Source organism: Streptomyces novaecaesareae (assembly GCF_000716875.1).
In the GTDB taxonomy this organism is placed as follows: domain Bacteria; phylum Actinomycetota; class Actinomycetes; order Streptomycetales; family Streptomycetaceae; genus Kitasatospora; species Kitasatospora novaecaesareae.
In genome coordinates, this window is record NZ_JNWQ01000047.1 from 1 (window position 1) to 12,609 (window position 12,609).

General features: G+C 72.2%; 13 protein-coding genes and 1 riboswitch. Of the genes, 8 read left to right on the top strand and 5 right to left on the bottom strand.

The window, feature by feature from the left end:
- Positions 1-122: 122 nt before the first annotated feature.
- Entirely contained in the window at positions 123-1,070 is a 948-nt protein-coding gene (locus OP86_RS19140) for an ROK family protein (protein WP_030057062.1), read from the bottom strand.
- 323 nt (positions 1,071-1,393) lie between these two features.
- Here OP86_RS19140 and OP86_RS19145 point away from each other — a divergent pair, with 323 nt between their 5' ends.
- Positions 1,394-2,674 (top strand): extracellular solute-binding protein, encoded by a 1,281-nt coding sequence (locus tag OP86_RS19145; RefSeq protein ID WP_033332505.1) that lies wholly within the window; start codon positions 1,394-1,396, stop codon positions 2,672-2,674.
- Between the two features lie 50 nt (positions 2,675-2,724).
- Here OP86_RS19145 and OP86_RS19150 read toward each other — a convergent pair whose 3' ends face one another.
- Complete coding sequence (locus OP86_RS19150; RefSeq protein WP_030057064.1) at positions 2,725-3,081, bottom strand: cupin domain-containing protein; 357 nt, start codon at positions 3,079-3,081, stop codon at positions 2,725-2,727.
- 102 nt (positions 3,082-3,183) lie between these two features.
- On the opposite strand from OP86_RS19150, the gene OP86_RS19155 reads away from it, so the two are divergent.
- Positions 3,184-3,429, top strand: coding sequence for a DUF3263 domain-containing protein (locus OP86_RS19155; RefSeq protein ID WP_030057065.1), 246 nt, complete (start codon positions 3,184-3,186; stop codon positions 3,427-3,429).
- A gap of 29 nt (positions 3,430-3,458) precedes the next feature.
- Positions 3,459-4,310 (top strand): trehalose-phosphatase, encoded by an 852-nt coding sequence (gene otsB, locus OP86_RS19160; protein WP_051830272.1) that lies wholly within the window; start codon positions 3,459-3,461, stop codon positions 4,308-4,310.
- Here otsB and OP86_RS19165 read toward each other — a convergent pair.
- Positions 4,297-5,763 (bottom strand): alpha,alpha-trehalose-phosphate synthase (UDP-forming), encoded by a 1,467-nt coding sequence (locus tag OP86_RS19165; protein WP_030057067.1) that lies wholly within the window; start codon positions 5,761-5,763, stop codon positions 4,297-4,299. The genes otsB and OP86_RS19165 overlap by 14 nt on opposite strands.
- Positions 5,764-5,801: 38 nt before the next feature.
- Entirely contained in the window at positions 5,802-6,806 is a 1,005-nt protein-coding gene (locus OP86_RS19170) for a glucosyl-3-phosphoglycerate synthase (RefSeq protein ID WP_033332507.1), read from the bottom strand.
- 148 nt (positions 6,807-6,954) lie between these two features.
- Positions 6,955-7,090: riboswitch (SAM riboswitch) on the top strand.
- 17 nt (positions 7,091-7,107) lie between these two features.
- Here OP86_RS19170 and thrC point away from each other — a divergent pair.
- The 5 genes from thrC to OP86_RS19195 all read left to right on the top strand — a co-directional run bounded on the left by thrC (position 7,108) and on the right by OP86_RS19195 (position 11,955).
- Positions 7,108-8,415 carry a threonine synthase gene (thrC, locus tag OP86_RS19175; RefSeq protein ID WP_030057069.1) on the top strand — a complete coding sequence of 436 codons (1,308 nt, stop codon included), beginning with the start codon at positions 7,108-7,110 and terminating at the stop codon, positions 8,413-8,415.
- Between the two features lie 41 nt (positions 8,416-8,456).
- Positions 8,457-8,735: a MoaD/ThiS family protein gene (locus OP86_RS19180; RefSeq protein ID WP_030057070.1), complete on the top strand. Its 279-nt coding sequence runs from the start codon at positions 8,457-8,459 to the stop codon at positions 8,733-8,735.
- Positions 8,736-9,282: 547 nt separating this feature from the next.
- Positions 9,283-9,486: a cold-shock protein gene (locus OP86_RS19185; RefSeq protein WP_030057071.1), complete on the top strand. Its 204-nt coding sequence runs from the start codon at positions 9,283-9,285 to the stop codon at positions 9,484-9,486.
- A gap of 380 nt (positions 9,487-9,866) precedes the next feature.
- On the top strand, positions 9,867-11,489 hold the full coding sequence (gene groL, locus OP86_RS19190) for a chaperonin GroEL (RefSeq protein ID WP_030258968.1): 1,623 nt from the start codon (positions 9,867-9,869) through the stop codon (positions 11,487-11,489).
- Between the two features lie 109 nt (positions 11,490-11,598).
- Positions 11,599-11,955 carry a hypothetical protein gene (locus OP86_RS19195; RefSeq protein WP_030057072.1) on the top strand — a complete coding sequence of 119 codons (357 nt, stop codon included), beginning with the start codon at positions 11,599-11,601 and terminating at the stop codon, positions 11,953-11,955.
- Here the strand turns inward: OP86_RS19195 and OP86_RS19200 are convergent.
- Positions 11,952-12,590: an HD domain-containing protein gene (locus OP86_RS19200; RefSeq protein WP_051830276.1), complete on the bottom strand. Its 639-nt coding sequence runs from the start codon at positions 12,588-12,590 to the stop codon at positions 11,952-11,954. The two genes, OP86_RS19195 and OP86_RS19200, sit on opposite strands and share 4 nt — an antisense overlap.
- Between the last annotated feature and the right edge of the window lie 19 nt (positions 12,591-12,609).

Genomic DNA, 12,609 nt, shown 5'->3' on the forward strand with positions numbered 1-12,609 from the left:
GGTGTCGCCGCCGAGGCCCGCGATGCGGGTGCCCTCGATCGCGAGCCGGTCGCCCTCGACGACGCCGCCGGGCAGGACCAGGCGGGCGCCGGCCAGGGCAGTACGGTCACGGTCCGCGGTGGTCACGCGGTCACCTCCAGGGAGAGCAGATCCCAGGCGAGCAGGCCTGCGCCCAGGGATGCGGCGGTGTCTTTGAGCATGGCGGGTACGACCTTCGGGGGCATCTGGAAGGTCAGGCGCTCGGTGACCGCCGTGCGCAGCGGAGTGAAGAGCGTGTCGCCGGCCTCGGCCAGCCCGCCGCCGACGATCACCGTGGACGGGTCGAGCAGGCTCTGGGCGAGGATGATGCCGTCCGCCAGGGCGTCGACGGCCCGCTGCCAGACCGCGATCGCGCGGTCGTCCCCGGCGTCCACCGCGGCGGCGCAGGATGCCGCGTCGGCGTCCGGGTCGCCGCCGGCCTCGGCCCAGGCACGGGAGACGGCGGAGGCGGAGGCGAGCGTCTCCAGGCAGCCGCGGGCGCCGCAGCCGCACTGCGGGCCGCCCGGGCGGACCACGACGTGGCCGATCTCGCCGCCGTAGCCGTGCGCGCCGGCCTCGATCCGGCCGTCGATGCCGATGGCGCCGGCGATGCCGGTGCCGAGGGCGATGAACAGGAAGCGGTCGACACCGCGGCCGGCGCCGAGCCGGCCCTCGGCCAGGCCGCCCGAGCGCACGTCGTGGCCGAGGGCCACCGGCATGGCGCTGCCGTCGGGGCCGGCCAGGCGTTCGCCGAGGAGCTTGCGAAGGGGGAGGTCCCGCCAGCCGAGGTTGGCGGAGAAGACCGCGATGCCGTTCCTCTCGTCGATCGTCCCCGGGACGGCCACGCCGGCCGCGAGCGGGGCGACGCCGAAGCGGCTGCGGCCCTCGTCCGCCAGGTCGGTGGCGAAGTCGAGGATGGCGGCGACGACGGCGTCCGTGCCGTGCTCCCGCCCGGTCGGTCGGCGTGCCTCGAACAGCACGGAGCCGTCCTGGGCGAGCAGCGCGGCCTTCATGCCGGTGCCGCCTACATCGAGTGCGATGACGTGCTTCACGGAGGACAGTTTCCCTTGGGTGGCAGAAGAGGTCTAGTCCAGTTGTCGGATTGGTCTGGTCCATACGGGGTGAGCTTTGTCGCAGCTGCGGGGGTGTGCGGGGCTTTGGGGCGGGGCGTACGGGGGGTGCCCCGGGGGTTGCCGGGCGGTGAACCGGGCGCCGGTGTTGCGCATCGTGCAACGACCTCGGGCACTTCGATAACTACTGGGGCGGGGTGGGCCAGTGGTGTGGACCAGTGGTCGGCGATTTTGACAGTGTGGCGCCTCCCCCTGCCGGATTCCCTCGTTCCGGCGGCAGTTCTTCCCCTAAGGCGGTACCCGCGTTGAACAGGCGCGTCCACGTTCCCACCCGTGTGCTCGGCAGTGTGCTGGCCGGAGCACTGGCACTCACCGCGGTCGGCGCGTGCAGCGGGCAGGGCGACGGGGCCGTCACCCTGAAACTGGTCGCCGCGGACTACGGGGAGAGCCCGGAGACCAACTCCCAGCACTACTGGGACGGGGTCGCCAGGGCCTTCGAGGCCGCCAACCCCCGGATCAAGGTCAGCGTCGAGGTGGACAGCTGGACGGAGATCGGCAAGAAGGTCGAGGACATGATCGCGGCCGGGAAGTCGCCGGACCTCCTGCAGACCGGCGGCTTCGCCGACCAGGTCGCCGCGGACCGGCTCTACCCGGCGTCGGACGTGCTCTCGGTGGACACCCAGGCGAACTTCCTGGACACCTTCGCGCACACCGGGCAGGTGCTCGGGAAGCAGTACGGCATCCCGTTCGTCTCCTCGTCGCGGGTGCTCTTCTACAACAAGGCGATGTTCCGGCAGGCCGGGATCGCCCAGCCGCCGGCCACCTGGAACGAGCTGCGGCAGGACGCCGAGAAGATCAAGGCCAAGGTGCCCGGGGTCACCCCGTACGGGCTCCCGCTGGGGCCGGAGGAGGCGCCGGCGGAGTCCATGCTGTGGACGCTGAGCGGCGGCGGGAGCATCTCCGACGACGTGGGCAACTACACCATCGACAGCGTCCAGAACCAGGCGACGTTCAGCTGGCTGAAGGCCAACCTGGTGAGCACCGGGCTGACGTACCCGGACCCGGGGAAGATGAACCGCACCCCGGTGTTCCAGGACTTCGCGGCGGGGAAGGTCGCGATGCTCAACGGGCACCCGACGCTGCTGCGGATGGCCGCCGCGGGGAACATCGACTTCGGCACGGTGCCGATCCCGAAGAAGGACGGCATCGGGCGGACCGGGAGCCTCGGGGTCGCGGACTGGATGATGGCGTTCAAGGCGAACGGGCACAAGAACGAGATCAAGAAGTTCCTGGCGTTCGTCTACGGCAAGGACAACCAGCTGAAGTTCGACGAGCAGTACAACCTGCTGCCGGTCACCCAGGACGCGTTCAACCAGATGTCGACCGACCCGAAGCACGCGGACCTCAAGCAGTTCGCCGTCGGGCTGACCAACGCGAGCTTCTACCCCTTCGGGGATCCGGCGTGGGGCCAGGTCAGCGCCCGGATCAAGGCGGGGATCGGGCAGGCGGTGACGGGGGATCCCAAGCAGGTGCTCGGGGGGCTGCAGGACGCCGCGGTGAAGGACGCGGCGCAGGTCCGCAAGTAGCGGGCGCGCCGCGCAGGCCCGGTCCCGGGGGCGGGGCCGGGCCCCGGCAGTCAGGGGAGCGTGATGGCGTAGGCCTTGCGGAGCGTCTCGTGGACCGTCCAGGTGGTGCGGTCGCCCTCGCGCAGGACCGCGCAGTCACCGGGGCCGACCTCCAGGGTCGGGCCGCCCTCGATCTCGATGGTGGCCCGGCCGCTGAGCACCACGAACATCTCGTCGGCCTCCACGTCGGTGACCACGCCCGGGGTGATCTGCCAGATGCCGCGCAGGTGACGGCCGTCGGCGGACTCGGCGAGGACCCGGCCGGTGACCTCGGGGGCGCCGGAGACGATCTGGGACGGGTCGAGCGGGTCGGGTTCGAGCTCGGCGGCGGGGACGTGCAGGGCGAAGCTGGGCGTGGGCGTGGTCATGGGGGCGACGTTAGCGGGGGCCGGGCGGCGGTGGGCCGAGCAGTGTGTGTCGGGGTCGCGCGGGAGAATGACACTCCGTAGTGGCGGGCGGAGGCCTTCTCGATGGGCGGAGGTGGGTCGGTGGGCGAGCTGAGTGAGCGGGACCGCGCGGTGCTGGCGCTGGAGGGGCGGCAGTGGCGTACGGCGGGGGCCAAGGAGCGGGCGATCCGGGAGGAGCTGGGGCTCTCCTCCACTCGGTACTACCAGCTGCTGAACGCGTTGTTGGACCGGCAGGAGGCCTTGGCGCACGCGCCCGTACTGGTGAACCGCCTGCGCAGGGTCCGGGCCGCCCGGCGCGAGGCCCGTTGAGTCGGGCGTTCCGGGGCGGGGCCGGGGGTATGGGCCCCGGTATGGGATTCGAAGAGACGTGGGTGCCGACGACCGGGGCCGGACGGGACGGACTGCGGGCGATTCTGCGGGCGCCCCGGGACGCGGTGGTCGGGTTGGACTTCGACGGGACGCTGGCGCCGATCGTGGCGGACCCGGCTCGGGCCAGGGCGCATCCGGGGGTGGCGGGGGCGTTGCGGGTGTTGGCGCCGGCGGTCGGGGCCGTGGTGGTGGTGACCGGGCGGCCGGCGGCGCTGGCCGTGGAGTACGGGGGGCTGGCTGGGGTGCCGGGCGTCGTGGTGCTGGGGCACTACGGGGCCGAGCGGTGGGAGGACGGCGAGGTGACGGCGCCGGAGGTGCACCCGGGGGTGGCGGGGGCGCGGGAGGTGTTGCCGGAGGTGTTGGCGCGCGTGGGGGCGCCCGAGGGCGTGTGGGTGGAGGACAAGGGGCGCTCGGTGGCGGTGCACACCCGGCGTACGGCGGCGCCCGAGGAGGCGCTGGAGTCGCTGCGGGCGCCGGTGGGGGAGCTGGCGGCCGAGTACGGGCTGGTGGTGGAGCCCGGGCGGTTGGTGCTGGAGCTGCGGCCACCGGGGGTGGACAAGGGGGCGGCGCTGACCGGGTTCCTGCGGGAGCGGGGGGCACGGTCGGTGCTCTACGCGGGGGACGACCTGGGGGACGTGGCGGCTTTCGCGGCCGTGGAGAAGCTGCGGGGTGAGGGCGTGGCCGGGCTGCTGGTGTGCAGCGGGGCCGTGGGGGACGCGCCCGTGCGTGAACTCGCCGACCGGGCGGACCTGGTGGTCCCGGGCCCGGCCGGCGTGGTGGAGCTGCTGGCGGCGCTGGGGGCGGCGCTCACAGCGCGTTGAGCTGGTCCAGGAACCACTGTTGCGGGGGGAGGGCGGTGGCCGCCGCGGCGAGCCGCTTGGTGCGGTCGCTGCGTTCCCCCTCGGGCATGGTGAGGGCGGCGTGGAGGGCGTCGGCGGTGGCGATGACGTCGTACGGGTTGACCGTCAGGGCGTCGCCGGCGAGCTCCGCGTGGGCGCCGGCCTCCCGGGAGAGGACCAGCGCGCAGCCGTGGTCGGAGACCACGGGGATCTCCTTGGCCACCAGGTTCATGCCGTCCCGGATGGGGTTGACCAGGGCCACGTCGGCCAGCCGGTAGGCGGCGAGGGAGCGCGGGAAGTCGTCGTCGACGTGCAGGATCAGCGGCTGCCAGGTGGGGGTGGCGAACTCGGCGTTGATGGCGTCGGCCAGCTCTCGGACCGCGGCCGTGTAGGTGCGGTACTCGACCAGGTCGGTGCGGGACGGGTAGGCGAAGGCGATGTGGACCACCCGGTCGTGCCACTCGGGGCGGGTGCGGAGCAGGTGCCGGTAGGCCTGGAGGCCGCGGACGATGTTCTTGCTCAGCTCGGTGCGGTCGACCCGGACGATGGTGCGGCGGTCGCCGACGGCCTCGCGCAGGGCGGCGAGGCGCTCGTCCACGTCGGGGCGGTGGGCGCGCTCGCGCAGGAAGTCGGCGTCGGCGCCGAGGGCGTGCACGCCGAGCTGGGTGGTGCGGCCGTCGTGGGTGACGGTGAGCGCGTCGTGGTCGACGGTGGCGCCGAGGAGGTCCTGGCAGCAGGCGGCGAAGGCGCGGGCCCAGCGTTCGGTGAGGAAGCCGGCCCGGTCGGCGCCCAGGATGCCGGTGAGGACGGCGCGGGCGACGTCGTCGGGCAGCAGCCGGTAGTACTCGGGCGGGGCCCAGGGGGTGTGCGAGAAGTGGCCGATCCGCAGGTCGGGGCGGGCCGCGCGGAGCAGGGCCGGGGCCAGTGACAGGTGGTAGTCCTGGACGAGGACCGCGGCGTTCGGGGCGGCTTCGGCGGCCAGGGCCTCGGCGAAGGCGCTGTTGTAGGCCTGGTAGGCGGCCCATTCGGTGCGGAAGCCGGCGTCGAAGGCGGGTGCGGTGGGGGTCGCGTAGAGCAGGTGGTGGACGAACCAGAGGGTGGAGTTGGCGACGCCGTTGTAGGCGCGGGCGAAGGTCTCGGGGTCTATGTCCAGCATGCGGACGGCCTGTCCGCCGACGTCGTGGCCGGCCAGGTCGAGGCGGCCGTCGGGGGCTTCCCGGGCGGCTCTGCGGTCCGCGTCGCCGAGGGCCGCGCAGACCCAGACGGCGGTCGGGTCGTCGATCGCGGAGAGGCCGGAGACCAGGCCTCCGCCGCCGCGTCGGAGGGTCAGCGTGCCGTCGTCGGCGGTGCTGAACGACACCGGTCCCCGGTTGGAGGCCACCAGGACGGGGGCGGTGCCGGTCGCACTCGAACGTTCGGTCGTGAGATCGCCCATGATGGGGATGTTGCCGGGGGGTCGGGACGGCAAACCCGTCAGTGCCGGGTCGCGTACTCCGGGACCGTGTGCATCGGGGGGCGTTCCAGGGCCGTCACCGGGTGGGTGTGCGCGGTGAACGCGCGCGTTTCCGGGTCCCGGGCGAACTGGGTGAGGAAGGGGTGGACGAGGTCGGCGGAGGCCTTGAGGCGGTGGGCGCGGGCGAGGCGTTCGAGGGCGGTGCGGTAGATGGTGGCGGCCATCCGGCCGAGGGCCTGGCCGTCCTGGTGGCGGTGGTGCCGGACGCCGACGTCCACCTGGGCCAGGGCGTCCAGACCGGCCAGTTCCAACGCGTCGACCAGCAGGCCGAGTTCGACGCCGTAGCCGGTGGGGAAGGGCAGCCGTTCGAGCAGCGAGCGGCGGGCCGCGTACTCGCCGCCGAGGGGCTGGACGAAACCGGCGAGTTCCGGCCAGTGCAGGTTGAGCAGGGGGCGGGCGACGAGTTCGGTGACACGGCCGCCGCCGGCCGGGACGATGGCACCCGATTCGGTCTCCAGCGGGCGGTCGTACATGGCCTTGACCAGCTGGATGGACTCGTCGGTCAGCAGCGGGCCGATGATGCCGGAGACGAAGGCCGGGTCGAACTCGCGCAGGTCGGCGTCGACGAAGCAGACGATGTCGCCGTGGGTGACCAGCAGCGAGCGCCAGAGCACCTCGCCCTTGCCGGGGGCGGCGGGCAGCCGGGGCAGGATGGCGTCGCGGTGCTCCACCCGGGCGCCGGCCTCGGCGGCGACGGCGGCGGTGGCGTCGGTCGAGCCGGAGTCGACCACGACGAGCTCGTCGACGAGCGGGAGGCGCTCCATCAGCTCCCGGCGGACGGTGCGGACGATGTCGCCGACGGTGGCCTCCTCGTCCAGGGCGGGGAGGACGACGCTGACGGTGCGGCCGGTGCGTTCCTTGGCCGCGAGGAGGGCGTCGACCGGCCGGTCGGCCGCGCTCCAGGAGCGGCGGCGCAGCCAGGACTCCGCCTGCGGCAGGAGCTCGGGGGTCGGTTCGGCGGGCACGGATGTCTCCTCGGCGAGGTCGGGTGGGACGGGCCATCTCGCGTGGCGGACGGTCCCGTTCGGGATTGACGCCTTCGGATACAGTCTTCGTACAGCGGTCGGACCTTTGCACGCCGGGGTCACCGCTGAGCAGCAACACAATTTCACAAGCTCATCCAGAGGGACTGAGGGAACGGCCCGTTGACGTCCCGGCAACCTTCTCGCTCGGCTGTCGTCGACAGGCCCCGGCGGGACAGGTGCCAATTCCGGCCTGTGGCGCGACCGCGCCGCGGGGAAGATGAGGAGAGAGGCCTCCGCCATCATGGCTATCGACATTGCCGCACCTTCCCCCAGCCTTCGGCCGGGGGGACCCCCACCCGTCGACCTGGGCCCGGCCACCGCGCTGTCCTGTCGGGAGTGCGGAACGCGTTTCCCCCTCGGCCCCAGCTTCGCGTGCCTGGAGTGCTTCGGCCCGCTGGAGATCGCCTACGAGTTCGGCAGCGAGAGCGCCGAGGAACTGCGCAAGCGGATCGAGGCCGGCCCGACGTCCGTCTGGCGTTACGCGCCGCTGCTGCCGGTGCCGGCCGACGTGGCGTCCAAGCCCAACCTGAACCCGGGGTGGACCCCGCTGGTGAAGGCGGACAACCTGGGCCGGGAGCTCGGCTTCACCGCCCAGCTGCACATCAAGGACGACTCCGGGAACCCGACGCACTCCTTCAAGGACCGGGTGGTGGCCTGCGCGATCGAGGCGGCCCGGGCGTTCGGGTACACCACGCTGTCCTGCTCCTCCACCGGCAACCTGGCCGGCGCGGTGGGCGCGGCGGCCGCCCGGGCCGGGTTCCGCTCCTGCGTGTTCATCCCGCACGACCTGGAGCAGGGCAAGGTCGTCATGGCCGGGGTGTACGGCGGCGAGCTGGTCGGCATCGAGGGCACCTACGACGACGTGAACCGCTTCTGCTCGGAACTGATCGGCGACCCGGCCGGTGAGGGCTGGGGCTTCGTCAACGTCAACCTGCGTCCGTACTACGGCGAGGGCTCCAAGACGCTGGCGTACGAGATCTGCGAGCAGCTCGGCTGGCGGCTGCCGGAGCAGATCGTCATCCCGATCGCCTCGGGCTCGCAGCTGACGAAGATCGACAAGGGGCTGCAGGAGCTGATCAAGCTCGGCCTGGTCGAGGACCGGCCGTACCGGATCTTCGGCGCCCAGGCCGAGGGCTGCTCGCCGGTGTCGGCTGCCTTCAAGGCCGGCCAGGACGTGATCCGGCCGGTCAAGCCGAACACCATCGCCAAGTCGCTGGCGATCGGCAACCCGGCCGACGGCCCGTACGTGCTGGACATCGCCCGGCGGACCGGCGGCGCGGTGGAGGACGTCACGGACGCCGAGGTCGTGGCGGCGATCCGGCTGCTGGCGCGGACCGAGGGCATCTTCGCCGAGACCGCGGGCGGGGTGACCGTCGGCGTGCTGAAGAAGCTGGTCGAGACCGGGCAGCTGGACCCGGCCAAGGAGACCGTCGCGATCAACACCGGTGACGGCCTGAAGACCCTGGACGCCGTCTCCGACTCCGGGATGACCGCCGTCATCCGCCCGACGCTGGACTCCTTCCGCGCCGCCGGCCTCGTGTCCGCCTGAGCCACCCCCACCCCGCAAGGCCCCACCCCGCAAGGAGAGCCATGAGCGCCACCGTCCGCATCCCCACCATCCTGCGCACCTACACCGGCGGCGCCGCCGAGGTCACCGCCGAGGGCACCACCCTGGCCGAGGTCATCGCCGACCTGGAGAAGAACCACGCGGGCATCTCCGCCCGCATCCTGGACGACACCGGCAAGCTGCGCCGCTTCGTGAACGTCTACGTGAACGACGACGACGTGCGCTTCGCCGAGGGCCTGGCGACCGAGATCAAGGACGGCGCCGGCGTCTCGATCATCCCGGCGGTGGCCGGCGGCTGCTGAGCCGTCGCGGCCCGCACGCCCGCCGGCCGGCCGCCCGTACGTACGGAATTCCACTCTCCGCACGTACGGGCGGCCGGCTGCATTTCGGCGGGAATATTCCGGGTCGAGTCGGAGTAGAGTGTGGCTCGGCTGGGAACAGGGCTTCCTTTTCGGCCCTCCGTGGTGTTTCGCCGGAGGGCGTCCGGCCGGTGAGACCGGCTCGTGAAACATGTCAGGCAGATGTCAGAATTCGCGCGGGCATTTGAGTAATTCGTCCGCTATGTCCGGCGTGAAATGCCGAAATTTTCCCGGTTCACCCTGTCCTGTCCCTTGACAGCGCAGCGGAATTCCCGGCGGCTGACCCTGTTGCAGAGGGCTTCGGTCCGGATACATTCAGCGGCGGTCGACGCAATCAGCCGCTCACGGGAAGCCGTTCGGCGTCCCGCGCGGAGGGTTGCGGCGTGCACGGCTGCGCTCAGGGGGGGTTCCCCGGGCCGGCCTTCAAACCAACCCGGGCCCGTGACCTGCGGGCGCGTGAAGGGCCAGCACAGCACTAGGGGAGTTCGGAATGGCTCAGGGCACCGTCAAGTGGTTCAACGCGGAGAAGGGCTACGGCTTCATCGCGGTCGACGGTGGTGCGGACGTCTTCGTCCACTACAGCGCGATCCAGATGGACGGCTACCGCACCCTCGAGGAGGGCCAGCGGGTCGAGTTCGAGATCTCCCAGGGACAGAAGGGCCCGCAGGCGGACATGGTCCGCGCCGCGGGCTGACGCCTTCCGACCCCAGGAGCTCGGCGCGGCCCTACGGCTGGTGACCACTCGCTTCTCGGCGGGCCCGTACGACACGCGTCGTGCGGGCCCGTCGGCGTTCCCCGGCGGGGGTGGTGGCGGGCTGGGGCACGGCTCGGCAGTGGCTCGGTGGCGGGCCGGGGCGCGGCGTGGCGGCGGCTCGCGGATCGGTGATTGGGCTTGCACTCGACCACCGTGAGTGCTAATCATTGGCGTTAGCACTCACAGCGTGAGAGTGACAGCGGACCGGGTCGGTGAGGCCCCCGGGAGCGGTAGGGGAAAAGACCCCCGCACACCAGGGCCGTCCGTCGCGGGCACCCCTTGGTCCGAGCAGTCGACCGTGTCCCGGAGGACCACTTCTGATGGCCAAGATCATCGCCTTTGATGAGGAAGCTCGCCGCGGCCTTGAGCGTGGCATGAACCAGCTCGCCGACGCAGTGAAGGTCACGCTCGGCCCCAAGGGCCGCAACGTCGTGCTGGAGAAGAAGTGGGGCGCCCCCACGATCACCAACGACGGTGTCTCCATCGCCAAGGAGATCGAGCTCGAGGACCCCTACGAGAAGATCGGCGCGGAGCTCGTCAAGGAGGTCGCCAAGAAGACCGACGACGTCGCGGGTGACGGCACCACCACCGCCACCGTGCTGGCCCAGGCCCTGGTTCGCGAGGGTCTGCGCAACGTCGCCGCCGGCGCCAACCCGATGGCCCTGAAGCGCGGCATCGAGAAGGCCGTCGCCGCCGTCTCCGACCAGCTGCTGGCCCAGGCCAAGGACGTGGAGACCAAGGAGCAGATCGCCTCCACCGCCTCCATCTCCGCCGCCGACACCCAGATCGGCGAGCTGATCGCCGAGGCCATGGACAAGGTCGGCAAGGAAGGCGTCATCACCGTCGAGGAGAGCAACACCTTCGGTCTGGAGCTTGAGCTCACCGAGGGCATGCGCTTCGACAAGGGCTACATCTCCGCCTACTTCGCCACCGACCTGGAGCGCATGGAGGCGACGTTCGAGGACCCGTACATCCTCATCGCCAACTCCAAGATCGGCTCGGTCAAGGACCTGCTCCCGCTGCTGGAGAAGGTCATGCAGAGCGGCAAGCCGCTCGTCATCATCGCCGAGGACGTCGAGGGCGAGGCCCTGTCGACCCTGGTCGTGAACAAGATCCGCGGCACCTTCAAGTCCGTCGCCGTCAAGGCCCCGGGCTTCGGCGACCGCCGCAAGGCCATGCTCGGCGACATCGCCATCCTCACCGGTGGCACCGTGATCTCCGAGGAGGTCGGCCTCAAGCTGGAGAACGCCGGCATCGACCTGCTGGGCACCGCCCGCAAGGTGGTCATCACCAAGGACGAGACCACCATCGTCGACGGTGGCGGCGACAGCGAGCAGGTCGCGGGCCGCGTGAACCAGATCCGCGCCGAGATCGAGAACAGCGACTCGGACTACGACCGCGAGAAGCTCCAGGAGCGCCTCGCCAAGCTGGCCGGCGGCGTGGCCGTCATCAAGGCCGGCGCGGCCACCGAGGTGGAGCTCAAGGAGCGCAAGCACCGCATCGAGGACGCCGTCCGCAACGCCAAGGCCGCCGTCGAGGAGGGCATCGTCGCCGGTGGTGGCGTCGCCCTGCTGCAGGCCGCTGTCGCCTTCGACAAGCTGGAGCTGGAGGGCGACGAGGCCACCGGTGCCAACATCGTCAAGGTCGCGCTGGAGGCCCCGATCAAGCAGATCGCGACCAACGCCGGCCTGGAGGGTGGCGTCGTGGTGGAGAAGGTGCGCAACCTCCCCGCCGGTCACGGCCTGAACGCCGCCACCAACGAGTACGTCGACCTGGTCGCCGCGGGCATCATCGACCCGGCCAAGGTCACCCGCTCCGCGCTGCAGAACGCCGCCTCCATCGCGGCGCTGTTCCTCACCACCGAGGCCGTCATCGCCGACAAGCCGGAGAAGGCCTCCGCGGCCGCCGGCGGCGGCATGCCGGGCGGTGACATGGACTTCTGATCCTGATCGCTTCGATCGGATCGGCTGGTTCCTCGTCCGCGTGGGCGGTTCCCTTCGGGGAGCCGCCCACGCGGCGTTTCGACGTTCGGGGGGAGAGGAGAATGGACGGATGGCTTCCGACGACATCGAGACCGCCTTGCACAACGCGCGGGCACTGATCCTGGCCGACCTCACTGCGCGGGACGTGGCCGACGCCGCCGTCGTCTCACTGGTGGAGCAGGCGGTGACGCACCGGCGCTGGTGGCTGGAGCAGTGGCCGGACGGCACCGAGTACGTGCTCGGGCTGGTCGCGCAGGACGTCCAGGACGCGCTGCTGGAGGCGTACGGGCGCTGGCCGCTGTGCACCCTCTGCTCGGCCGACGGGGATCCGCACGCGCTGAGCGTGGAGCCCGAGTTGGGGCCGGAGCCGCACTGGGTGTGCGGCAAGCAGGGCGCGGTGGTGGCGCCGGTGGGGGAGCTGCCCTAGCCGTCCAGGGCGTCGAGTTCGGCCGTCAGGTTGGCGCGGGCGGCGTCGGTGAGGCGCTCGCGGGCGGCGGGGGTGCGGTAGAGGGCCGGGAGGGCGAGGAGCCGGCGCAGGACGGCGGCCCGGCCGGCCGTGAAGTCCGGCGCGGGGACGAAGCCGTACTCCTCCCGGACGGCGGCCGCGTACGCCGCGTACGCCTCGGGGGTGCCGCCGAGGACGGCGAGGTCCGCGTCGCAGAGCACCTCGCCGTCGCGGTCGCCCGGTGCCGGGTCGTGGGCGACGGTGAGCAGCACCAGCCGCTCCACCTCGGCGGTGCGGGCGGCGGGCAGGCCGGCGGCGGTCAGTGCGCGGACGGCCAGGGCGGCGCTGCGTTCCTCGTTCTCGGTGCGGTCGGGGCGGTAGACGGCGTCGTGGAACCAGGCCGCGAGGCGGACGGCGTCCGGGTCGGCGGCGTGTCCGGCGAGGTCGTCGACGTGCCGCAGGACCGCGCGCAGGTGCTCGGGGGTGTGGTAGCGGCGCTGCGGCTCGGACCAGCGGCGCAGCAGCTCCCGGCCGTACGGCTCGGGGTCGGTGGTGGCGCCGCAGCGGTGCAGCAGGGCGGTCCAGGCGGCGAGCAGGTCGTCGGTGGTGATGGGCATGCCGGCCATTGTGGCGGGC